This window comes from Desertihabitans aurantiacus, assembly GCF_003344635.1.
GTDB lineage: Bacteria > Actinomycetota > Actinomycetes > Propionibacteriales > Propionibacteriaceae > Desertihabitans > Desertihabitans aurantiacus.
In genome coordinates, this window is the sequence record NZ_QPKK01000025.1 from 1 (window position 1) to 21,265 (window position 21,265).

Annotated in this window: 19 protein-coding genes, 1 pseudogene and 1 riboswitch; of the genes and pseudogenes, 3 read left to right on the plus strand and 17 right to left on the minus strand. The window is 74.6% G+C overall.

The window, feature by feature from the left end:
* Nucleotides 1-214: 214 nt before the first annotated feature.
* The 3 genes from DVA66_RS03990 to hemB form a co-directional block, all read right to left on the minus strand.
* Nucleotides 215-847 carry a histidine phosphatase family protein gene (locus DVA66_RS03990; protein WP_232821745.1) on the minus strand — a complete coding sequence of 211 codons (633 nt, stop codon included), beginning with the start codon at nt 845-847 and terminating at the stop codon, nt 215-217.
* Between the two features lie 319 nt (nt 848-1,166).
* Entirely contained in the window at nt 1,167-2,543 is a 1,377-nt protein-coding gene (gene hemL / locus DVA66_RS03995) for a glutamate-1-semialdehyde 2,1-aminomutase (protein ID WP_114558889.1), read from the minus strand.
* 83 nt (nt 2,544-2,626) lie between these two features.
* The gene (gene hemB / locus DVA66_RS04000; RefSeq protein ID WP_198671460.1) at nt 2,627-3,613 is read right to left on the minus strand and encodes a porphobilinogen synthase; all 987 of its coding nucleotides are present in this window, start codon (nt 3,611-3,613) and stop codon (nt 2,627-2,629) included.
* Nucleotides 3,614-3,768: 155 nt separating this feature from the next.
* On the opposite strand from hemB, the gene DVA66_RS04005 reads away from it, so the two are divergent.
* Together DVA66_RS04005 and DVA66_RS04010 are read left to right on the plus strand one after the other, a co-directional pair.
* Nucleotides 3,769-4,299, plus strand: coding sequence for a hypothetical protein (locus DVA66_RS04005; RefSeq protein ID WP_198671461.1), 531 nt, complete (start codon nt 3,769-3,771; stop codon nt 4,297-4,299).
* Nucleotides 4,300-4,504: 205 nt separating this feature from the next.
* On the plus strand, nt 4,505-5,419 hold the full coding sequence (locus tag DVA66_RS04010) for a hypothetical protein (RefSeq protein WP_114558890.1): 915 nt from the start codon (nt 4,505-4,507) through the stop codon (nt 5,417-5,419).
* 183 nt (nt 5,420-5,602) lie between these two features.
* Here the strand turns inward: DVA66_RS04010 and DVA66_RS04015 are convergent, their stop codons facing one another.
* The 14 genes from DVA66_RS04015 to DVA66_RS04080 form a co-directional block, all read right to left on the minus strand.
* On the minus strand, nt 5,603-7,279 hold the full coding sequence (locus tag DVA66_RS04015) for a bifunctional uroporphyrinogen-III C-methyltransferase/uroporphyrinogen-III synthase (protein ID WP_114558891.1): 1,677 nt from the start codon (nt 7,277-7,279) through the stop codon (nt 5,603-5,605).
* A 51-nt stretch (nt 7,280-7,330) separates the two neighbouring features.
* The gene (gene hemC / locus DVA66_RS04020; RefSeq protein WP_114558892.1) at nt 7,331-8,326 is read right to left on the minus strand and encodes a hydroxymethylbilane synthase; all 996 of its coding nucleotides are present in this window, start codon (nt 8,324-8,326) and stop codon (nt 7,331-7,333) included.
* Nucleotides 8,323-9,657, minus strand: a complete 1,335-nt coding sequence (locus tag DVA66_RS04025; RefSeq protein ID WP_114558893.1) for a glutamyl-tRNA reductase — start codon at nt 9,655-9,657, stop codon at nt 8,323-8,325. Before DVA66_RS04025 ends, hemC begins: the two co-directional genes overlap by 4 nt.
* A complete protein-coding gene (locus DVA66_RS04030) occupies nt 9,654-10,457 on the minus strand; it encodes a redox-sensing transcriptional repressor Rex (RefSeq protein WP_332872855.1) in 804 nt (267 codons plus the stop codon). The genes DVA66_RS04025 and DVA66_RS04030 overlap by 4 nt, the downstream gene beginning before the upstream one ends.
* Before the next feature lie 143 nt (nt 10,458-10,600).
* Nucleotides 10,601-10,837, minus strand: a complete 237-nt coding sequence (locus DVA66_RS04035; protein ID WP_232821743.1) for a glutaredoxin family protein — start codon at nt 10,835-10,837, stop codon at nt 10,601-10,603.
* Nucleotides 10,834-12,309, minus strand: a complete 1,476-nt coding sequence (locus DVA66_RS04040) for a class I adenylate-forming enzyme family protein (RefSeq protein WP_198671462.1) — start codon at nt 12,307-12,309, stop codon at nt 10,834-10,836. The genes DVA66_RS04035 and DVA66_RS04040 overlap by 4 nt, the downstream gene beginning before the upstream one ends.
* Nucleotides 12,310-12,477: 168 nt before the next feature.
* On the minus strand, nt 12,478-13,440 hold the full coding sequence (locus DVA66_RS04045) for a 1-acyl-sn-glycerol-3-phosphate acyltransferase (protein ID WP_232821744.1): 963 nt from the start codon (nt 13,438-13,440) through the stop codon (nt 12,478-12,480).
* A 418-nt stretch (nt 13,441-13,858) separates the two neighbouring features.
* Nucleotides 13,859-14,860, minus strand: a complete 1,002-nt coding sequence (locus DVA66_RS04050) for an NAD-dependent epimerase/dehydratase family protein (protein ID WP_114558896.1) — start codon at nt 14,858-14,860, stop codon at nt 13,859-13,861.
* 193 nt (nt 14,861-15,053) lie between these two features.
* A complete protein-coding gene (locus DVA66_RS04055) occupies nt 15,054-15,155 on the minus strand; it encodes a 30S ribosomal protein bS22 (protein WP_042842924.1) in 102 nt (33 codons plus the stop codon).
* Nucleotides 15,156-15,239: 84 nt separating this feature from the next.
* Entirely contained in the window at nt 15,240-15,476 is a 237-nt protein-coding gene (locus DVA66_RS04060) for a helix-turn-helix domain-containing protein (protein WP_114558897.1), read from the minus strand.
* 322 nt (nt 15,477-15,798) lie between these two features.
* Nucleotides 15,799-16,944: an acetoin utilization protein AcuC gene (locus DVA66_RS04065; RefSeq protein ID WP_114558898.1), complete on the minus strand. Its 1,146-nt coding sequence runs from the start codon at nt 16,942-16,944 to the stop codon at nt 15,799-15,801.
* Nucleotides 16,945-16,948: 4 nt separating this feature from the next.
* Entirely contained in the window at nt 16,949-17,749 is an 801-nt protein-coding gene (proC, locus tag DVA66_RS04070) for a pyrroline-5-carboxylate reductase (RefSeq protein WP_114558899.1), read from the minus strand.
* Nucleotides 17,746-18,828 carry an aspartate-semialdehyde dehydrogenase gene (locus DVA66_RS04075; RefSeq protein WP_114558900.1) on the minus strand — a complete coding sequence of 361 codons (1,083 nt, stop codon included), beginning with the start codon at nt 18,826-18,828 and terminating at the stop codon, nt 17,746-17,748. The genes proC and DVA66_RS04075 overlap by 4 nt, the downstream gene beginning before the upstream one ends.
* 85 nt (nt 18,829-18,913) lie before the next feature.
* Complete coding sequence (locus DVA66_RS04080; protein ID WP_114558905.1) at nt 18,914-19,468, minus strand: dihydrofolate reductase family protein; 555 nt, start codon at nt 19,466-19,468, stop codon at nt 18,914-18,916.
* Between the two features lie 201 nt (nt 19,469-19,669).
* A riboswitch (cobalamin riboswitch) is annotated at nt 19,670-19,831 on the plus strand.
* A 130-nt stretch (nt 19,832-19,961) separates the two neighbouring features.
* Here DVA66_RS04080 and DVA66_RS04085 point away from each other — a divergent pair.
* Nucleotides 19,962-21,265, plus strand: a pseudogene (locus DVA66_RS04085) (5-methyltetrahydropteroyltriglutamate--homocysteine S-methyltransferase); the annotation flags it as partial.

Below are 21,265 nucleotides of genomic sequence, written 5' to 3' on the forward strand. Positions count from 1 at the left end.
CACCGCGAGCGCGGCCCCCGGCGTCCGGCGGCGCGGACGGCGTGCGGGCGCGTTCGGCTGCCCGCTCCGCCGGTGCCGGCCGGGCGCAGGGGTGGCCGCACCGGTCGGAGGGGTGTGGCGTGCCTGTCGGCTCACGCGTTCCTCCTTCGTCCGGACGGCAGCGAGACTGCCACCTCCCACAAACTACTACTGTGCGTAGTGGATTGCGATCCGCTCAGGCGCCGGCGACGAAGCGGCGGGAGCGGACCCTGGCCGGCAGCAGGTCCTTGGCCGGCTCGGCGTAGTCGACGCGGGTGGTGCGGCCGTCGACCACGGTGAAGGTGGTGACGCTGGCCAGCGTGCACTCCCGGCGGCGGGGGTCGTGCACCAGTGAGCGTCCGACGGCGTCGCAGCGGGCCATCCAGATCGGCAGCTGGTGGGAGACCACGACCGCCTGCCCGCCGTCGGCGGCCACGGCCGCGTCCACGATCGCGGTGCGCATCCGGGCCACCACGGCCTTGTACGCCTCGCCCCAGGACGGCCGCAGCGGGTTCCGCAGCAGCCACCACACCCGCGGGTCGCGCAGCGCGGACTGCCTGGCCGACAGGATGCGCCCCTGCAGCAGGTTGGTCGACTCCAGCACCCGCTCGTCCAGCTGCACCTCCAGGTCGGGGTGGCGGGCGGCGATCGGGGCCATCGTCTCCTGGGCCCGCTCCAGCGGCGAGGAGCGCAGGTGGGTCAGCTCGACGTCGGCGAAGTGCTCACCCAGCCGCTCGGCCATCCGCTGCCCCACCTCGGAGAGGTGGAAGTCGGGCAGGCGTCCGTAGAGCACCCCGGTGGGGTTGAACACCTCGCCGTGGCGGACCAGGTGGACGAGCGCGCGGCCACGGTGCGGACGGTCCTGGCGGGGCTCGGCGCTGAAGGGCCGGGCGTCGCTGGGCGGGGGCGTCGGGGAGTCGGTCACTGCGCTCTCACTTGGTCGGTCGGCCAGCCGGCCGGGCGTGCGTGGTGGTCGGGGGGCGGTAGGGCGATCCTAGCGGCCGGTGCCGGAGCGTCCGCCCGGCAAGCGGCCGCCCCTCTCCTCCCCGCCCTTCTCCGCCCTTCTCTGGCCGGTTCGAGGTGATAGCGCGCGGGGATGCACTCGCGATCACCTCGAACCGCGGCTGGGGGTCGGCAAGAGGGTGGGGTCAGTTGGACTCGGCGGTGGCGGCCGCGGCGGCGGCCCGGGCGGCGGCGGGCAGCGCCTCGACCACGGTGCTCAGGGCCTGCTCGTCGTGGGCGGTGGAGAGGAACCAGGCCTCGTAGGCGCTCGGCGGCAGGTACACCCCGGCGTCCAGCATGGCGTGGAAGAAGGCCGCGTGGGCGACGGTGTCCTGGCGCTGGGCGGTGGCGTAGTCGGGCACCGCGGTCACGTCGGCCGGGGTGAAGAAGACGCTGAACATCGAGCCGGCGCTCTGGGTGACGTGCGGCAGCCCGGCGGCGGCGAACGCGTCCGCGACGGCCTCGCGCAGGGTGTCGGCAGAGTGTCCCAGCTGGCGGTAGACGTCCTCGTCGAGCAGCCGCAGCGTGGTGGCGCCGGCGGCGGAGGCCACCGGGTTCCCCGACAGCGTGCCGGCCTGGTAGACCGAGCCGACCGGGGAGAGCAGCTGCATCAGCTCGGTCCGCCCGCCGAAGGCTGCGGCCGGGAAGCCGCCACCCATCACCTTGCCGAAGGTCATCAGGTCGGGCTGGACGCCGTCGACGCCGTACTGGCCGGAGCGCGAGACCCGGAACCCGGTCATCACCTCGTCGGAGACGAACAGCGCCCCGTGCTCACGGCAGGTCCGGGCCAGGAAGGCGTTGAAGTGCTCGCCGTCCTCGACCCCGGGCTCGATCACGCCCATGTTGCCGGGGGCGGCCTCGGTGACCAGGCAGGCGATCTGGTCGCCGTGCTCGGCGAAGGCCTGCCGGACGGCCTCGCGGTCGTTGTAGGGCAGCACGATCGTCTGCGCGGTGGTGGCCCCGGGTACGCCCGGGCTGGACGGGGTGGCCAGGGCGGCGTCGTCCACCGCCCGGCGGGCCCCCTCGGCTCCCAGCCCGGACAGGGTCGCGACCCCGGAGCCGGCCGAGGCCAGCAGCGCGTCCACGTGGCCGTGGTAGCAGCCGGCGAACTTCACCACGAGGTCACGGCCGGTGGCGGCACGGGCCAGCCGGAGCACGCTCATCGTCGCCTCGGTGCCGCTGCTGACCAGCCGGACCTGCTCGACCGGGGTCCGCTCGACGATCAGCTCGGCCAGCTCGATCTCGGCCTGCGTCGGCGCACCGTAGGAGGTGCCGCGCCCCGCGGCGGCCGTGACGGCGGCGAGCACCTCGGGGTGGGCGTGGCCGAGGATCATCGGACCCCAGGAGCAGACCAGGTCGACCAGGCGGTTGCCGTCGGCGTCGACCAGGTACGGTCCCTCGGCCGCGGCGATGAACCGCGGCGTCCCGCCCACGGCGCGGAAGGCGCGCACCGGGGAGTTCACGCCTCCGGGGATCACCTGCTGGGCGCGGTCGAACAGCTCGCGGGACGTCTGGTCGGTCACTCGGTTCCTCCTGGTGGTGCGCCTGCTCTGCCCTTCGACAGGCTCAGGGCGTTGTGGCTGGGGCAGCGGGATCGGCGTGGGCGTCAGCGGCGTCCGGACTTCTGGGCGTACTCGAGCGCCCAGTAGCTGAGGATGACGTCGGCGCCGGCGCGGCGGATGGAGAGCAGGGTCTCGGCGATGGCGCGGTCGCGGTCGATCCACCCACGCTGGGCCGCGGCCTCGACCATGGCGTACTCCCCCGACACGTTGTAGGCGGCCACCGGCACGTCGACGGTCCGGGCGGTCTCGTTGATGATGTCGAGGTACCCCAGCGCGGGCTTGACCATCACCAGGTCCGCGCCCTGCTCGACGTCCAGGCGCACCTCGCGCAGCGCCTCGCGGGCGTTGGCCGGGTCCTGCTGGTAGGTCTTGCGGTCGCCGGTGAGGGCGGAGGCGACGGCCTCGCGGAAGGGTCCGTAGAAGGCGGAGGCGTACTTCGCGGCGTAGGCCATGACCACCGTGTCGACGTGGCCGGCGAGGTCGAGGGCGGTGCGCAGCGCCGACACCTGGCCGTCCATCATCCCGCTGGGGGCGACCACATGGGCCCCGCACTCGGCGTGCATCACCGCCATCCGCGCGTACACGCCGACGGTCGCGTCGTTGTCGACGGTGCCGTCGGCGCCGAGCAGCCCGCAGTGGCCGTGGTCGGTGAACTCGTCGAGGCAGACGTCGCTCATCACCAGCAGGTCGTCGCCCACCTCCGCACGGACCGCCCGCAGTGCCACGTTGAGGATGCCGTCCTCGGCCAGCGCCCCGGACCCCTCGGCGTCCTGGTGCTCGGGGACGCCGAAGAGCATCACCCCTGCCAGGCCCGCCTCGGCGGCCTCGGCCGCGGTGCGGCGCAGGGTGTCGAGGGTGTGCTGGACCACCCCGGGCATCGAGGAGATCGGCCGCGGCTCGCTGGCCCCCTCCGCGACGAAGACCGGCAGCACCAGCTGGCGCGGCGCCACCTCGTGCTCGGCCACCATCGCCCGCATCACGGGCGACTGCCGCAGCCGTCGCGGACGCACCACCGGTCCCTGCTCGCTCACGTCCCCAACCTATGCCGGGCGGTCGGGGCGGTCCCAATCCGGGCGACCCCTGGCGGGTACCCCGAGGAGGACGCCGGGAGGTGTCGCCTCCCGACGACAGCACCGACGCGTCTGGACGGATGTCCGGCGGCAGCCGGCTCCGTAGCGTCGCGGCCATGACCACACGACCGACCTCCCCGTCCGCCTCCGCGGCCCCGTCCGGGCCGTCGACCGCCTCCGCGGTCGCCGCGCCCGACCCGCACCGTCGGCAGCACCGCCTCGGGCTGCCCGTCGCCGCCGTCGCCGGCCTGGCCCTGCTGGGCGCGCCGCGCGTCGTCCTGCACGACCTCGACGTGCTCCACGAGGGCACGGCGCTGAACGCGGTGTTCGTCTTCGCACCGCCCCTCGTGTGGGTGCTGGTGGTGCTGCTCACCCGGGTGGCCACCCCGTTCCGGGCTCTGCTCGCGGTCGGCGCCGGCTACGGCGTCCTGCTCGCCGTGATCCACCAGCTGCTGTGGGCCCGGGCCTTCGCCGGCGCACCGCCCCAGCTCGGTGGCACCCTCGCCGACCTGGACCCGGCCGCGCAGGAGGCCCTGCTCCGGGGGACCGCCGTCGTCTCCAGCCTGGTCACCGGTCTGGTGGTCGGCGCGCTCACCGGCCTGGTCGCCCTGGCCCTGACCGCCCTCCTCCGCCGCGCCCGCCGCTGACGGTCCTGCCGCCACCCCCAGCCACCCGCCGCCTCCACCCAGGGCCGCGAGTGTGGCGAGAGCGTCGTCTGGCGGCGCCGCTTTCCGCCGGTTCGGCCACAGTCGCGCCCGAGAGGTCCCGGCACGGTTGTGCACAGATCGTGGCGGGAGCGTCGCGGCTGTGGATGGGGCGTCAGACGGGAGGCGCGCGGCCGACGGTGAGGCCATGAGACGTCCTGCGCCCCTGCCTGCGGGGTTCTGCGACGGCGCGTTCCGGACGGCGACGGCGCTGGCGCACGGCATCGGTCCCGAACGGCTGCGCAGGCAGGACCTCGCGCACCCCTTCCACGGGATCAACGCCCCGGCCGCGCTCGAGCTCGACGGCTGCACGCTGATCCGGTTGCGTGCGCTGGCGCTCACCGACGAGCACTGGTTCACCCACACGAGCGCCGCGCAGCTGCACGGGCTCTGGCTGCCGCCACGGCTCCGCGACGACCCGACGGTCCACGTCACGTGCGAGGACCAACGGCACCGGAGGGGCGGACGGGGCGTGCGGAGCCACGTCGCGCTCCCGGGGACGGACGTCGTGGTGCGCGTCCGAGGACTGCCGGCGCAGAGCCCCGCCGACGTGTGGGCGACGCTGGCGACGACCCTCGACCGCACCGAGCTGATCACCCTGGGCGACCACCTGGTCCGTCGGAGGGATCCCTGGTGCACCCTGGCCGACCTCGACGCCGCCCGGCGGCGCCGACGCGGACGGCGTGGAGCCCGGGCGATGACCGAGGCGCTGGACTGGGTCCGTCCCGGGACGGACTCGGTGATGGAGACGGAGCTCCGCCTCCAGCTCCTCTCCTGGGCGTTCCCGGAGTCACGCGTCAACATCTGGGTGCACGACGACCGGAGGCGGTTCCTCGCCCGCTGCGACCTCGTGTGGGAGCAGTACCGGGTCGTCGCCGAGTACGAGGGCGACCACCACCGCACCGATCCCGTCCAGTGGGACCAGGACATCAGCCGTGCGGACCGGCTCTCGGACGAGGACTGGTCCGTCGTCCGCGTGACCGTGCGTCAGCTGCGGAGGGAGCCCGACGCCCTCCGCGCCCGCTTCGTCCGCGCCCTCACCCGGGGCGGCTGGCGTCCCTGACCCGCGACGTCTCGTCGCCGCGTCGCCTCGCCCTCGGCGCAACACCCCCCGGCGCTGCGACCCGACGCGCCCGGAGCCGTCCGCCGCTGTGGACGATCCGTCGGTCCGGCGGAACGCATACCGACGGAACCGCCACACTCGCGGGCTCGGGGAGGGGCCGGAGGGGGCCGGCTCGGGGAGGGGTCAGCGGCGACGGCTGGGGCGCTGGCTGGGCTTGATGACGGGCTCGCCCTTGGCGACCAGCTCGTCGCGGCGGACGGCGGCGAAACCCGCGAGGGCGTCGGCGAGGGCGACCACGGAGGGCTTGGAGGCCATCACGTCCACCCGCAGACCGTGCTCCTCACAGGTCTTCGCGGTGGCCGGGCCGATCACGGCGATGATCGTGCTCGGGTGCGGCTTGCCGGCGATCCCGACCAGGTTGCGCACGGTCGAGGAGGAGGTGAACACGGCGGCGTCGAACTGCCCGCCCTTGATCGCCTCCCGCACGGCGGCTGGCGGCGGGGCGGCCCGCACGGTGCGGTAGGCGGTGACGTCCTCCACCTCCCAGCCGAGCTCGGCCAGCCCGGCCGAGAGCGTCTCGGTGGCGATGTCGGCGCGCGGCAGGAAGACCCGGTTGATCGGGTCGAGCACCTCGTCGTAGGGCGGGAACTCCGCCACCAGACCCTTGGACGACTGGTCCAGGCTGGGCACCAGGTCGGGCTCGATCCCCCAGGCCTGCAGGGCCGCGGCGGTGACCTGGCCGACAGCGGCCACCTTCAGCCCCGAGAACGCGCGGGCGTCCAGGCCGTACTGCTCGAACTTCTCCCGGACGGCCTTGACCGCGTTCACCGAGGTGAAGGCCACCCACTCGAAGCGGCCCTCGACCAGACCGCGGACGGCCCGGTCCATCTGCTGGGGGCTGCGCGGCGGCTCGACCGAGATGGTCGGCACCTCCTCGCTGTGCGCACCGTAGGAGCGCAGCCGGGCGGTCATCGGGCCGGCCTGGTCCTTGGTGCGCGGCACCAGCACCCGCCACCCGAACAGCGGCTTGGTCTCGTACCAGGACAGGTCCTCGCGGTGCTCGACCACCGGGCCGACCATCACGTGCACCGGGTCGTCCTCGTCGACGTCGAGCTCGGCCACGCGGCGGGCCAGCTCGGCCAGGGTGGTGACGATGCTGCTCTGCTCGGTGCTGCCGCCGCCGAGGGTGACCAGCACCGGGTCCTCACCGGGACGTCCGCAGCCGATCGCGGCGGTCGCCACCTCGGGCACCATCCCGGCCCGGGTGCTCACCACCAGCGTGCCGGTGCTGGCCCACTGCGAGGAGCTGGTCTTGGTGATCCGGCCCTCCATCGCGGAGACGAAGTGGGTGCCGGCGGCGTTGTTGAGCGCCACCCCGGCGTACTCGGGGACGGCCGTCAGCGCGGAGACGCCCGGCACGACCTCGAAGTCGATCCCGCCCTTGACGCAGGCGGCGGCCTCGTCGGCCACCCCACCGTCGAGGAAGGGGTCACCCAGCACCAGGCGCACCACCCGGCCGCCCTCGGCGGCGGCCTTGAGCACCTGCCGGGCCCGGGCGGAGGGGGCGAGCGCCTTGCCGTTCTCGCGGGTGCCGACGGTCTGCACCTCGACGCCGTCGGCGGTGCTGACCGCGGGGTGCTCGAAGATGTCGAGCATCCGCTCGTTGTCGACGAGCACCGCGTCGGCCTCGGCGATGGCGGCCACCGCGCCGAGGGTCAGCAGGTCGGGATCACCCGGGCCGGTGCCGACGAAGATGACCCGGCCGCGAGGGTCGGCGACCGGAGGCGTAGCGTGCCGCGAGGAGGGACTCTCGGCCGGGACGGCCTGGGACACGGACGGATCGGCTTGCGCGGTGCTCATGGACTCGCTCTCCTCCCACCCCGGCCAGTCTGGGGTGCCTCAACCGTCAGGTCACAGACGCTGACCCGGCTCCAGCCGGGACAGTACCTGCTGCGCGAGCTGGTTACCCAGTTGGCGGGCCCCGGACACCGGACCGGTGATCTGCACCCGGAGGAGGGGCTCAGCCTTGGGGGTGGCCGTGCTCCCTACGGTTCTCCCAATTACCGCGTCCAGAGTCAAATCCTGCGGTGCGCCGCCGTCTGCGGGTCGAGACAGCGTGGCCAGCGCGCCCACCGGGGCCAGGCAGCCGGCCTCCAGCCGGGTGAGGAAGCTGCGTTCGGCGACCACCCGCGCGTGGGTGTCCGGGTCGTCCAGCCAGTCCACCTCCGCCAGCCGCGGGTGCGCCCCCGCCGCGGCCACCTCGACCGCCAGGGCCGCCTGCCCGGGGGCCGGCAGCAGCACCGAGACGTCGACCAGCTCCGCCGGCAGCGACCCCTCCCCCGCCACCACCTGGCACGACCCGTCGGGGCGCTCCGCGGTCAGCCGGCCCAGCCGGCGCAGCCCGGCGGCCGCGAGCACGCAGGCCTCCAGACGTCCGCCGGCGACGTGGGCGATCCGGGTGTCGACGTTGCCGCGCACCGGGACGATCTCGATCCGGCGGCCGTGCTCGCGGGCCCAGTCCTGCAGCTGGACGGCCCGCCGTGGCGAGCCGGTGCCGATCCGTGCGCCGGCGGGCAGGTCGGCCAGCCGGCCACCGACCAGCACGTCGCGGACGTCCTCGCGCGGCGGCACGGCCGCCACCCGCAGCCCGGGGTCGGGAGCGGTGGGCAGGTCCTTGAGCGAGTGCACCGCGAGGTCGGCCCGGTCCTCCAGCAGCGCGGTCCGCACCGCGGCGACGAAGACGCCGGTGCCACCGATCTGGGTCAGCGCACGCTGGTCGACGTCGCCGGAGGTGACCACGCCGACGAACTCGGTGTCGAGCCCGTGCTCGACCAGCCGGGCCGCCACCCAGTCGGCCTGGACCCGGGCCAGCGGCGAGGTGCGGGCCCCGATCCGCAGCGGGGTCACGCCCGCTCCGCCGCCCGACCAGCGTCCGGCCAGCCGGCCGGGTCCACCTCGCCGGCCGGGCCCTCGGTGTGCGAGAGCGAGGAGACCGCGGCCACCTGGACGGGGTCGAGGGCGAACAGCTCGCGCAGCGCGCCGGCGTAGTCCAGGCTGCCGCCGGCGGCCGCGTGGCTCTGCAGCCGGACCGTCGGCTGGTGCAGGATCTTGTCGACCACCCGCCGCACCGTGCGCTCCACCTCGTGCAGCTGGGCGGAGTCCAGACCGGGTGCCTTGCCGACCAGACGGGCCATCTCGGCCGAGACCACCTCGGCGGCCATGGTGCGCAGCGCGACCACGGTGGGCGCCACCTTGGCGGCCCGGCGGGCGCCGAGGAAGTCCGACACCTCACCGCTGACCAGCTCGCGCGCCGCGGCCACCTCGGTGGCGCCGGCGCTGCCGGCCAGCTCGCGCTGCAGCCGCTCCAGGTTGACCAGCGGCACCAGCTGCCCGACGCGGGTGTCCACGTCTGCGGGCAGGGCCAGGTCGACGACGCCGAGCAGCGGGGTGCCCTGGACGAGCTCCGGCCCGACCACCGTGCCGGGCGCCCCCACGCAGGTGATCAGCACCTCCGCACCGGCCAGCGCGGCGGTCAGCTCACCGAGCGGGCGGGCGGCGCCGTCCACCTGCTCGGCCAGCCGCTGCGCCTTGGCCAGGGTGCGGTTGACGACGACCACGGAGGCGCCGGCGTCGGCGGCGGTGTGCGCGGCCAGGCTGGCGATCGAGCCGGCCCCGAGGACGACGACGGTGCGCCCGCCCAGCCCGACCCCGAGCCGGGACAGCGACTCCACCGCGGCGCCGACCAGGGAGCGGCCGGCGGCGCCGATCGAGGTCTCGGTCTGGGCCCGCTTGCCCACCCGCAGCGCCTGCTGGAAGAGGCTGTTGAGGGCCGAGCCGACGGTGCCGGCCTGCTGGCTGGTGCTGAGCGCGTGCCGCACCTGCCCGAGGATCTGGCTCTCTCCCACGACCATCGACTCGAGCCCGGCGGCGACCGCGAACAGGTGTCCGACGGCGGCCTCGTCGTAGTAGACCGAGCAGATCCGCTGCAGCTCCAACGGGCTCAGCCCGGACGCCTGCGACAGCGCCTCGACGACGACCTCCAGGCCGGCGTGGAACTTCTCGACGTGGACGTAGACCTCGGTGCGGTTGCAGGTGGACAGCACGACCGCCTCGTCCACCACCTCGGTGTCGGTGAGGCCGTGGGCGAGCTTGGTCACCCCGGCGGTGTCGAGCGCGAGCGCGTTCAGCGACTCCAGGCTGGCGCCGCGGTGCGACGCGCTGACCACGAGGATGCTCATGACGGGACCCCTTCCCTGGCTGGTGGGGACGTCATCGGCCCGTGGACGTCCGACCCGTCGCGGTGTTCGGCGCCTGGCCGAAGATCGAGCGGGTCGGTGCGTGAGTGCTGCTGGTGGTAGGCGAGGATCTGCAGCTCCTGACCCAGGTCGACCGCGCGCAGGGCCACCCCGTCGGGCACCGAGAGCACGGTCGGGGCGAAGCTGAGGATGCTGCGGACGCCGGCCTCGACCAGTCGGTCGCAGACCCCCTGCGCCGGCTCGGCCGGCGTGGTGATCACCCCGATCACCGGGTGGATGCCGGCCACGATGTCGGCCAGCTCGTCGTCGCCGCGGATGGTCAGCGTCTGCGGGTCCGGCCCGTCCAGGGTGACCTGCTGGCCGATCAGCGCCGACGAGGCGTCGACCAGGGCGGCGACGTGGAAACCGCGAGTGGCGTAGCCGGAGTAGCGGGCCAGCGCCGAGCCCAGGTTGCCCATCCCGACGATCACCACCGACCACCACTGGGTGGAGCCGATCTGGGCGCCGATCTTGTCGGTCAGGGTGGCGACGTCGTAGCCCACGCCGCGCACGCCGTAGGAGCCGAGGTGGCTGAGGTCCTTGCGCAGCTGGGCCGGGTTCACCCCCGAGGCGTCGGCCAGCTCGCCGCTGCTGACGGTGGCCAGCCCGGCGTCCGACAGCGCGGTGAGGGCGCGCAGGTAGAGCGGCAGGCGGGCGATGGTGGCATCCGGGATGGTGCGCGGGACCCGACCCGTGAGCACCTCGCCCACCGGGTCAGCACCGGAGCCCCGCACTCCCGTCACACGCCTCCTCGGTCCACACGGCGTCTGACACGGGCCCGCAGTCGACCGGACGCCACCGTTCACCGTACTGACGCCTGGACGTCGACAAAAGTAAGGGGCCCCTGAGGCCGGCGAGCCGCCGGGCGGTGACGGACGCCGGGGCCTCAGCCGGCCAGCGCGGCCCGCAGCCGGTCGGGGTCGACCCGCCAGAAGTCGTGCTGGACGCCGTCGACGAAGGTCACCGGCACCTGGTCGGTGTAGCGGCGGCGGAGGTCGGGGTCGGCGTCGACGTCCTCGGTGGACCAGTCCGTGCCGGTCTCGGCGCAGACCGCCCGGACCACGGCCAGCGCCTCCTCGCACAGGTGGCAGTTCTCGCGCACCAGCACCGTCACCCGGCTCACTGCTCCTCCTCCAGGGCGTCCACCAGGTCGCGCAGGTCCTGCTTGCGGATCTTGCCGGTGATGCTGCGCGGCATCCGCTCCAGCACGTAGATCTCGCTGGGGCACTTGTAGCGGGCGAGCCGGGCCGAGACGTGGCGCTGCAGCTCCCCGACCGACAGCCCGGAGCGTCCGGGGGCCACCGAGACGAAGGCGACCAGGCTCTCCCCGGTCTGCTCGTCGCCGTGGCCGATCACCGCCGCGGCGTGCACCGCGGGGTGCTCCATCAGCGCCTCCTCGACCTCGCTCGGGTAGACGTTGAACCCGGCCACGATGACCACCTCGCGCAGCCGTCCGGCGAGGAAGAGCTGCCCGTCGGCCCGGTAGCCGAGGTCACCGGTCGACCACCAGCCGTCCGGGTCGGGGGCGCCGTGGCCGTCGGGCCAGTAGCCGGAGAAGAGGTGGTCACCGCGCACCTGCACCTCGCCCGGCCCGCCGTCGTCGACGCCGCGGATCCGCACCTCGACGCCGGGCAGCGGGACGCCGACATGGGCTCCGGAGAGCAGCTCCGGCTCGCCGAAGGTGCTGCACACGCCCGCGACCTCGGTGAGCCCGTAGGCCTGGTCGACCCGCACCCCGGTGACACGGGCGAACTCCCGCGCGAGCGCGGTGGACAGCGGCGCCCCGGCCGACAGCACCCGGTTGAGGCCGCGCAGGCCGACGTCCACGCCGGGCAGCTGCAGCAGCCGGAACATCACGGTGGGCGTGAGCGGCAGCTCGGTGACGCCCTCGGCGCGGACCACGTCGAGCAGGTCGGGACGCAGCCCGGGCAGCACGACCAGCCGGGCGCCGGCGGCCAGCGAGGTGCCGAGCACCGCGTTCAGCCCGAAGACGTGGAAGAACGGCAGCACCGCCAGCACGACCGAGGAGCCGTCCAGCCCGCTGGCCCGGGCGACGGAGGCGACGCTGCTCGAGACCGCGCGCTGGCTGAGCATGACCACCTGCGGGTGGCGCACCGAGCCGGAGGTCTGCACCAGCACCGCGAGCGCCTCCGGGTCGACCGGGGCGGCGACCGTCTGGGGCGCGGCCGGGGTGCCGAGGACGTCGGTCAGCGGGCGGACGTCCGGGAGCCCGGCGGCCATCTCACCGGCGCCGGCGGGGTCGTCGCTGAGCAGCAGGCTGGCCCCGGTCAGCTCGGCGGTGGCGCGCACCTCGGCCGGGGTGGCCTGCGGGTTGAGCGGGGTGGACACCGCGCCGGTGCGCAGGCACGCCAGGTGGGCGACCACCATCGCCAGGGAGTTCTCACCGTGCAGCAGCACCCGTTGCGGAGCGCGCAGACCCCACTCGGTGAGGAGTGCGGCCGCGTCGGCCACAGCGGCCTCCAGCTGGGCCCAGGTGGTCTCGCGCCGGTCGCTGCCCGGGGCGGCGGGCTCGATCACCGCCACCGCGTCGGGACGCCGTCCGGCGTGCTCGCGCACGGTGTCCGAGAGGTTCACGCGTCGAGTCTGGCACAGCGCCTCACAGCCTCCCGGGCCCCCTCCGGCCAGCCACCCGGACCCGCCGCCACCACTGTCGGCACCCGCTTTCCACGAGTGTGGAGGACCCGTCGCTCCGCGCCAGGCCATTCCCCCGGTTCGGCCACACTGGCGGGCGGCACGGCCCGGTCAGAAGAAGGGGCTGCGGCGTTCGGCGAGCATGGCGTAGAGGGTGTCCTGGATGGTCTCGCGGACCTGGTTGGTGACGTCGAAGACGGTCATCGCGTCGTCGGCGGTGCTGGCGTCCAGCTCGTCGGTGGCGATCGGCTCGCCGATCCGGATCATCCACTTGCTCGGCAGCGGCACCGTGCCGAGCAGGCCGAGCCAGGGGAACAGCGGGGTGATCGGCAGGTAGGGCAGGCCGAGCGCGCGGGCGGCGTTGGGGGCCTGGGCGAGCACCGGGTAGATCTCCTCCGAGCCGACCACCGACACCGGGATGATCGGCACCCGGGCGGCGATGGCGGTGGAGACGAACCCGCCACGGCCGAAGCGCTGCAGCCGGTACCTCTCGGAGTAGGGCTTGCCCAGCCCCTTGAACCCCTCGGGGAACACCGTCACCAGGTTCTGCGTCTCGAGCAGCCGCAGCGCGTCCTCGGGGCAGGCGTAGGTGACGCCGATCCGACGCGCGAAGTCGTGGGAGAAGGGGGTGGCGAAGACCAGGTCGGCGCCCAGCATCCGGGGGTGCCGGCCGATCTCGTCGAAGATCACCGAGTGCAGCACCAGGCCGTCCAGCGGCAGGGTGCCGGCGTGGTTGGCCACCAGCAGCGCCGGGCCCTCGGCGGGCAGGTGCTCGACCCCGCTGATCTCGGCACGGAACCAGGAGCGGGCCAGCGGACGCAGCGCGGGCAGCACGATCCGCTCGGTGAACTCGGGGTCGAAGCCGAACTCGTCGACCGCGTAGTCACCGGCGAGCCGGGAGCGGGTGTAGCCGACGACGTCGTCGACGGTGCCCTGCCAGTCCACGCCGAGCTCGGCAGCGATGCCGACCGCGGTGGCCAGCGGGTCGGCCAGGGCGTCGCGGACCGCCTCCGGGGACGCCTCGCGCAGCTGGGTCAGCACCGCCCCGGCGGACTGCAGCAGCTCCCCGAGCACCGCGGCGACGTCCAGGGGGTCGCGGTCGAGCGGGTCCTCGTTGCGCGGGGCGCGGGTGTCGTCGGCGGGGGGCCCTTCGTCGGGTCCGGGGCGCTGGGGTCCGGCCTGGTCCGGCGGGTGCGGAGATCGCCCTTCGACAGGCTCAGGGCGCTGAGGTGCAGGCTCAGGGCGCTGAGGTGCCGGCTCAGGGCGCTGAGGTGCCGGCTCAGGGCGCTGAGGTGCCGGCTCGGGGCGCGGGGGTGCGGGCCCGGGGCGCGGGGGTGCAGGCTCAGGGCGCTGCGGTGCAGGCTCAGGGCGCTGCGGTGCAGGCTCAGGGCGCTGCGGTGCGGGCTCAGGGCGCTGGGGTGCGGGCTCAGGGCGCTGGGGTGCAGGCTCGGGGCGATCGGGGGACGTCTGGTCGTCCGGGGTCTGGTCGGGCTCAGGCACGGCCGGCTCCCAGGCGGCGCTGCGCGACCGAGACGACGCGGCTGCGGACGCCGGGCGAGGTCAGGGCGATGAACTCCTCGGCGGCGCTGCGACTGGTCCAGTGCGAGCGCACCTGCAGCGCCTCGGCCACCCGGCGCACGTCGAGCACCCGGCCGTAGGTGATGCCGTCGACGTCGTCGGGGACGGTCAGCTCGGCCCGGGCGGCGGGTCGACGCATCGCGGCCAGCGCCGGCCGGGGCACCGGCCAGGCGGGGCGTCCGAGCCAGGTGAGCAGCTGCGACAGCATCACCACGTCCGGCGCGGCGACGTTGTAGACGCCGGGCTCGGGGTGGGTGACGGCCCGGGTGACGGCGTGCGCGGCGTCGGCGGGGTGCAGGAACTGCAGCCGGGCGTCGAACCCGGCGGCCTTCGGCACCACCGGACCGCTCAGCCAGCGGGTCAGCTGTGAGCTCACCCCGGCGCCCAGCAGCGGTCCGAGCCGCAGCACGGTGACCGAGACGTCGGGCCGGCGCTGCGGCAGCGACCGCGCGTAGGACTCGATCTCCAGGCAGTCCTGGGCGAAGGCGGTGCGGGGTCCGCCGCGCAGCCCGGCGTCCTCACCGAAGGCGGCGGGGTTGCGGGCGGAGGCGGCGTAGACCTCGGCCGTGCTGCCCAGCACCACCGACCGCACCAGGGGCGAGCGCTGGCAGGCGGCGAAGAGCTGCATCGAGCCGATGACGTTGGACTCCTTGTCCGCGGCACGGCTGCGGCGGCTGCCCCCGCGGGCGACCAGCGGAGCCAGGTGCACGACGGTGTCGACCTCGCGGGAGACGAGCAGCCCGGCCAGTACCGGCGAGCGGACGTCGGCGCGGACGAAGCTGACGTCCTCCAGCGGGTGGCGGGGAGGGACCAGGTCGACCCCGACCACCTCCAGCCCCGGACGGGCCGCCAGCGAGCGGGCGCAGCGTGCGGCGAAGTCGTCCGAGACACCGGTGACCAGGACGACGCGTGCCATGGCGGGGAGCCTAGTCGCCACTCCGGCCGCCCGGTCGACGCCGCCGCCCCGGCCGGGGTGCCGTCGGCGTCCGGGCACGGCAACGGGCCCCGTCTGCGGACAGACGGGGCCCGGGAGCCGCTGCTCGGCCCGGGAGGCGGTGCGACACTCGTGACCGGGTCACGGACGCACCACCCTCACCGGGCGGCGCGGCTCACTTGCCTGCGCGGCGGCGCTGGATGCGGGTGCGCTTGAGGAGCTTGCGGTGCTTCTTCTTCGCCATCCGCTTGCGACGCTTCTTGATCACAGATCCCACGAACACATACCTCTTCTGATCGACCCAGCCCTTCCGGGAAACTCCGCAATCCTACCCGGAGGCCCGTCGGCGCGGGAAATCCACTCAGCCGGCCTGGTAGTGCGAGCTCTTCAGGTAGGCGCTGACCGCCTCGGCCGGCACCCGGAAGCTGCGCCCGAACCGGACCGCCTCCAGCTCACCGCCGTGGATCAGCCGGTACACCGACATCCGGGACAGCCGCATCATCTCGGCCACCTCGGCCACCGTCAGGTAGGTCGGGGCGTCCACCACCCGGTCGGAGCGCGCTCCCGCACCGGCAGACCCGCCGTCGGCGTCAGTCATGGCTCCCCGTCCTCCGCTCGCAGAGCCGCCGCCGGCTCCTGTCTGCAGCGAACCCTAGCGTCCCCTGTGACGGCTGGGGAAGGCGGGAACACCACCTCGTCAAGCCGCCACGCCGGACGTCCGGCACGACGCAGCGCCGGCTTCACACACCTTCGCCGACCCGCACCCACGCTGCAGCCGGTGTGCCGTCACGCGAAGGTGTGTGCCGCCAACTCCCCGCGTGCGCTTCACACACGTTCCGCGACCTGCACACACGCTGCAGCCGGTGTGCCGGCACGCGAAGGTGTGTGTCGCTGAGGCAGCCTGTGCGGGCCAGGGCGGATCAGTACGGCTCGGGGTCCAGACCGAGCTCGGGGAACACCGCACGGCGGGTGGCGAGGATCGCGTGGTCCACCGCCGACTCGGGGTCGACCCCGTCGGCCAGCGGGACGAAGGAGCCGTCGGCACCGTCGCCCATGGTCGCCGGGGCGGCGTCGCCGTAGGGCTCGCGCCAGTCCTCCGGGATCGGCGTCGAGGCCGGCACCGGACGTCCGGCGACCACGCCGAGCAGGTGGGTCCAGGCGCGGGCGACGCCGTGCAGCGGGGAGTAGCCCCCGCCTCCGACGACCACCCAGCGGCCGTCGGTGAGCTCCTCGGCGAGCTCGCGCACCCGTGCGTAGGCCGCAGCCATCCCGTCCACGCTCAGCCGCAGGTCGGTCAGCGGGTCGGTGCGGTGGGCGTCGCAGCCGTGCTGGCTGATGAGGATCTCCGGCTGGTAGGCCCGCAGCACCTCGGGCACCACCGCCTCGAAGGCCCGGCGCCAACCGGCGTCCCCGGTGCCGGCGGGCAGCGCCACGTTGACCGCCGACCCCGGCGCGACGATCGACCCGGTCTCGGTCGGCCACCCGGTGCCGGGGAACAGCGTCGCCGGCGACTCGTGCAGGCTGATCGTCAGCACACCCGGGTCGTCGTAGAAGATCTCCTGGACGCCGTCGCCGTGGTGGGCGTCGAGGTCGACGTAGGCGATCCGGCGCACCCCCTGCTCACGCAGCCAGCGGATGCCGACGGCGATGTCGTTGTAGACGCAGAAGCCGCTGGTGGCGGCGGGCATGGCGTGGTGCAGACCGCCGCTGATGTTGACCGCCACCCGGCTCTCCCCCGACCACACCGACCGGCAGGCCTGGACGGTCGCCGTGCACACCTGCGCGGCCGCCTCGTGCATACCGGGGGTGACCGGGTTGTCGGAGGTGCCGATGCCGAACCGGGGGTCGGGCTCCTGCCGCCGCACCGCCTCGATGTAGGCGTCCTCGTGCACCAGGCGGACCAGCTCGTCGTCGGCCGGGTCGGGGTCGACCACCTCCAGCCCGTCCAGCACGCCGAGCGCCTCGGCCAGCGAGACCGCCAGCCGCACCCGGCCCTGCCCCATCGGGTGGGTGGGACCGAAGTCGTAGCCGGTCAGCGCCTCGCCGTGTACCAGTCGCGCCGTCATCGGCTCAGCCACCCGACAGCAGCCGGGACCGGTCCCGGGCCGACTCGATGGCGGCCATGAACGCAGCCCGGACGCCGTGGCTCTCCAGCGTGCGCACCGCCGCCGCGGTGGTGCCGCCCGGGGAGGTGACCATCTCGCGCAGCTCGGTGGGGTGGCGCCCGGTCTCGCGCAGCAGGTGCGCCGAGCCGAACATCGTCTGCACCACCAGCTCGGTGGAGACGTCGCGCGGCAGCCCGAGCTGGACGCCCCCCTCGATCATCGACTCCACCACGTAGAAGAGGTAGGCCGGCCCGGAGCCGGAGATGGCGGTCACCGCGTCCTGGTACTTCTCCGGGACGGTGACCACCCGGCCGGTGGCCGACAGCAGCGAGTGCACGTGGGCCAGCTGCTCGGTGCTGGCGTGGGCGCCGCCGGAGATGGCGGCCATCCCCTCGTCCACCTGGGCCGGGGTGTTCGGCATCACCCGGACGACCGCCACCGGGCGCCCGATCTGCTGCTCGATGCTCGCGGTGGTGACGCCGGCGCAGAGCGAGACCACCAGCGCGTCCTCGGCGAGCACCGGCCCGATCTCGGCCAGCAGGTCACCGAGGTCCTGCGGCTTCACCACCACCACGACGGTGCTCGCCTCCCCGACCGCGGTGGCGTTGTCGGCGGCGCTGACGCCGTAGCGCTCGACCAGCTCGGTGCAGCGCTCGGGGCGCCGGTCGGTGACGACGATGTCGGCGGCGTCCCAGTCGGCCCGCAGCAGCCCGGCGAGCAGGGTCTCCCCCATCACGCCGGCGCCGAGGATGGCCAGGCGGCTCACGCGGTCCGCGCCCCGACCGGCTGCCCGGCCACCGCCTCGCGCGGGGCGCCCGAGGTGAGCCGCTCGGCCACCAGCTCGGCGATCTGCACCGCGTTCAGCGCCGCCCCCTTGCGGAGGTTGTCGTTGCTGACGAAGAGCACCAGGCCCTTGCCCGCCGGGGCGGACTGGTCGGCGCGGATCCGGCCGACCAGCGCCGGGTCGGCGCCGGCGGCGTCCAGCGGCGTGGGGACGTCCACCAGCTGCACCCCGGGTGCGGCGGCCAGCAGCTCGGTGGCCCGCTCGGGGCTGAGGTCGTCGGCGAACTCGGCGTGCACCGACAGCGAGTGACCGGTGTAGACCGGCACCCGCACGCAGGTGCCGGCGACCAGCAGGTCGGGGAGGTGCAGGATCTTGCGCGACTCGTTGCGCAGCTTCTGCTCCTCGTCGGTCTCGCCGCTGCCGTCGTCGACCAGCGAGCCGGCCAGCGGGAGCACGTTGTAGGCGATCGTCTTCGCGTACTGCTGCGCCGGCGGGAAGCTCACCGCCTCACCGGTGAAGGCCAGCCCGGAGGCGTCCCCGACCGCGGCGACCTGGCCCGCCAGCTCGGCCACCCCGGAACCGCCGGACCCGGAGACGGCCTGGTAGGTGGTGACGACGAGACGGCGCAGCCCGGCCGCGTCGTGCAGCGGCTTGAGCACCGGCATCGCGGCCATCGTGGTGCAGTTCGGGTTGGCGATGATGCCCTTGGGGGTGCGGGCGACGTCCTCGCCGTTGACCTCCGAGACCACCAGCGGGACCTCGGGGTCCAGCCGCCAGGCCGAGGAGTTGTCGATGACGACCGCGCCCTCGGCGGCGACCTTCGGCGCCAGCTCGCGCGAGGCGTGCTTGCCCGCGGAGAACAGGGCGATGTCGAGACCGCCGAGGTCGGCGGTCGCGGTGTCCTCCACCACGACCTCGCCGCCGGCCCAGGGCAGCGTGGTGCCGGCCGAGCGGGCCGAGGCGAAGAACCGGATGTCTGAGATGTCGAAGCCGCGCTCGGCCAGCAGCGTGCGCATCACGCCGCCGACCTGACCGGTCGCTCCGAAGACTCCTACGCGCATGGGCCCACCCTAGGCGTCCGCGCCGGCCCGCGCCGACTCGTCCGGCCGCTGGGCCGCCCGGGTCGGGGCGAGGCCCCGGTGGCCGTCAGCGTGCCGAGTAGCGCTGCAGCGTGATGCCGCTGCGGAAGGCGCGGACGTCCTGCAGCCGCAGCCGGGGCACCTGGTGGCCCTCGGGGAAGAGCCGGCGGCCGCCGCCCTGCACCACCGGGTAGGTGAACAGCCGGTACTCGTCCACCAGCCCGGCCGCGATCAGCGTGTGCGCCAGGCGGATGCTGCCGGTGAGCACGATGTCGCGGCCCTCGGTCTGCTTCAGCGCGGTGACCTCCTCGACCGGGTCGCCGCTGAGCACGGTCGAGCGCTGCCACCCCGGGTCGGTCATCGTGGACGACACCACGTACTTCTGCACCCGGTTGAGGTAGTCGGAGATGCCGGTGGTGTCGTCGGTGAGGTCGGCCCAGTAGCCGCGCAGGTCCTCGAACGTCTGCCGGCCGACGAGGAAGCCGTCGGCCTGCTCGTCCTGCCGCTGCAGCTCCTCCATCAGGTCGTCCATCTCGCCCTGGGCCTGCGGGTCGAACCACTCCTGCAGCATCTCGATCGAGCCGTCGAGGGTGACGTTCTGCGTGATCGCCAGCGTGCGCACGGTGTTCTCCTCCGTCTCGGGTCCAGCTGGTACCGACCGGGTCCGGTCGCGGGACTCATCGGGTCCCGCCGCGGGGGCGCCGCCCAGCACGTCCACGACGCCGGTGCGTCCTGATCCGGTCGCGTGGGACGCCCGGCGCCGGGCGTCCGGGCGTGCCTACAGTGACCGACGTGCCTGGTCCCGCCGGCGCCGCCCCGACGGGGTGCCGGTGGGGGCAAGAGGGAATCCGGTGCGAATCCGGAGCTGCCCCGCAGCGGTCAGTGGGAACGACCGCCGTCATCACGCACTGGGACGTCCGTCCTGGGAAGCGACGGCCAGTAGGAGGAGCCGAGTGCTCCGCGCCCACGAGCCCGAAGACCTGCCAGCACCTGCCCGGCGACCGTCGGGCAGCAGGCCAGACCTCGCGGGAGGGTCGGCGCCGGCCCCGCCCGGACCGGGTGGGCGGCCCCGCCGTGCCCGCGGGTCCTGAGGTGACTCGCGAAGGAGAGCACCGATGACGAACGACCACACCCCGCACGAGGCGGCCGTCCGGCCCACCGTGCACGGCTACCCCCGGCAGGGGGCCGGACGCCGGCTGAAGAAGGCGGTGGAGGGCCACTGGCGGGGCGAGGTGGACGCCGACGCGCTGCTCGGCGTCGCCGCGGACCTGCGCCGGGAGCGGCTCCAGACGATGGCCGACGCCGGGATCACCGAGGTCCCGGTCGGCGACTTCTCCCTCTACGACCACGTCCTCGACACCACGCTGCTGCTCGGCGCGACCCCTGGCCGGTTCGCCGGCCTGCCCGGCACGGGTACGCCGGCGGACCGGCTCGCCACCCTGTTCGCCCTGGCCCGCGGCACCGACCAGCAGCCGCCGCTGGAGATGACCAAGTGGTTCGACACCAACTACCACTACCTCGTCCCCGAGCTGGACACCGCGACCACCTTCACCCTCGACGCAGCCCCGCTGCTCGAGCAGGTGGCCGAGGCCCGCGCCCTCGGGCTCGAACCTCGTCCGGTCGTGGTCGGCCCGCTCACCTACCTGCTGCTGGCCAAGGCCGCCGACCCCGACGCGCCGTTCGACCCGGTGACGCTGCTCGACCCGCTGGTCGAGGTCTACGCCGAGCTGCTCACCGCGCTGGCCGGGGCCGGGGCGGGCTGGGTGCAGCTGGACGAGCCGGTGCTGGTGCAGGACCAGCCGGCGGAGGTGCTCGAACGGCTGCAGACCGCCTACACCCGCCTGGCGGCGACCGCGGGACGTCCCCGGCTGCTGGTCGCCACCTACTTCGGCGAGCTCGGATCGGCCGCGCCGGTGCTGGCCGGGCTGCCGGTCGAGGGTCTGGCCGTCGACCTCAGCAGCACCGCCGGCGTCCGCACCGCGGAGGCCAACCTGGCCGCCCTGGCCGAGGCGCCCGGGCTGGCCCAGAAGCGGGTGCTGGCCGGGGTGGTGGACGGTCGCAGCGTCTGGCGCACCGACTTGGATGCCGCGCTGGCCACCGTGGAGCGGCTGCGCCCGCTGGTCGGGCAGCTCGACGTGTCCTCCTCCTGCTCGCTGCTGCACCTGCCGCTCGACCTCGCCGTGGAGACCTCGATCGACCCGGAGGTAGCGGGCTGGCTGGCCTTCGCCCGGCAGAAGCTGGACGAGGTGGTCACCGTCGCCACCGGCGCCTCACGGGGCCGGGAGGCGGTGGCGGCCGAGCTCGCGGCGGCGGCCGCAGCCCGGGCGTCCCGGCAGGCCTCGCCGCTGGTCCGCCGGGCCGACGTCCGCGACCGGGTGGCCGCGGTGACCGAGGCCGACACCCGCCGCGACAGCCCTTC

Bases quoted from the DNA above. Each gene is read 5' to 3' on its own strand.
- DVA66_RS04005 (WP_198671461.1), top strand. From the start codon at position 3,769: ATGACCACACGACCGACCTCCCCGTCCGCCTCCGCGGCCCCGTCCGGG.
- DVA66_RS04060 (WP_114558897.1), bottom strand. From the start codon at position 15,476: ATGACTGACGCCGACGGCGGGTCTGCCGGTGCGGGAGCGCGCTCCGAC.
- DVA66_RS04010 (WP_114558890.1), top strand. From the start codon at position 4,505: ATGAGACGTCCTGCGCCCCTGCCTGCGGGGTTCTGCGACGGCGCGTTC.
- DVA66_RS04075 (WP_114558900.1), bottom strand. From the start codon at position 18,828: ATGCGCGTAGGAGTCTTCGGAGCGACCGGTCAGGTCGGCGGCGTGATG.
- DVA66_RS04065 (WP_114558898.1), bottom strand. From the start codon at position 16,944: ATGACGGCGCGACTGGTACACGGCGAGGCGCTGACCGGCTACGACTTC.
- DVA66_RS04050 (WP_114558896.1), bottom strand. From the start codon at position 14,860: ATGGCACGCGTCGTCCTGGTCACCGGTGTCTCGGACGACTTCGCCGCA.
- DVA66_RS04025 (WP_114558893.1), bottom strand. From the start codon at position 9,657: ATGAGCATCCTCGTGGTCAGCGCGTCGCACCGCGGCGCCAGCCTGGAG.
- DVA66_RS04015 (WP_114558891.1), bottom strand. From the start codon at position 7,279: ATGAGCACCGCGCAAGCCGATCCGTCCGTGTCCCAGGCCGTCCCGGCC.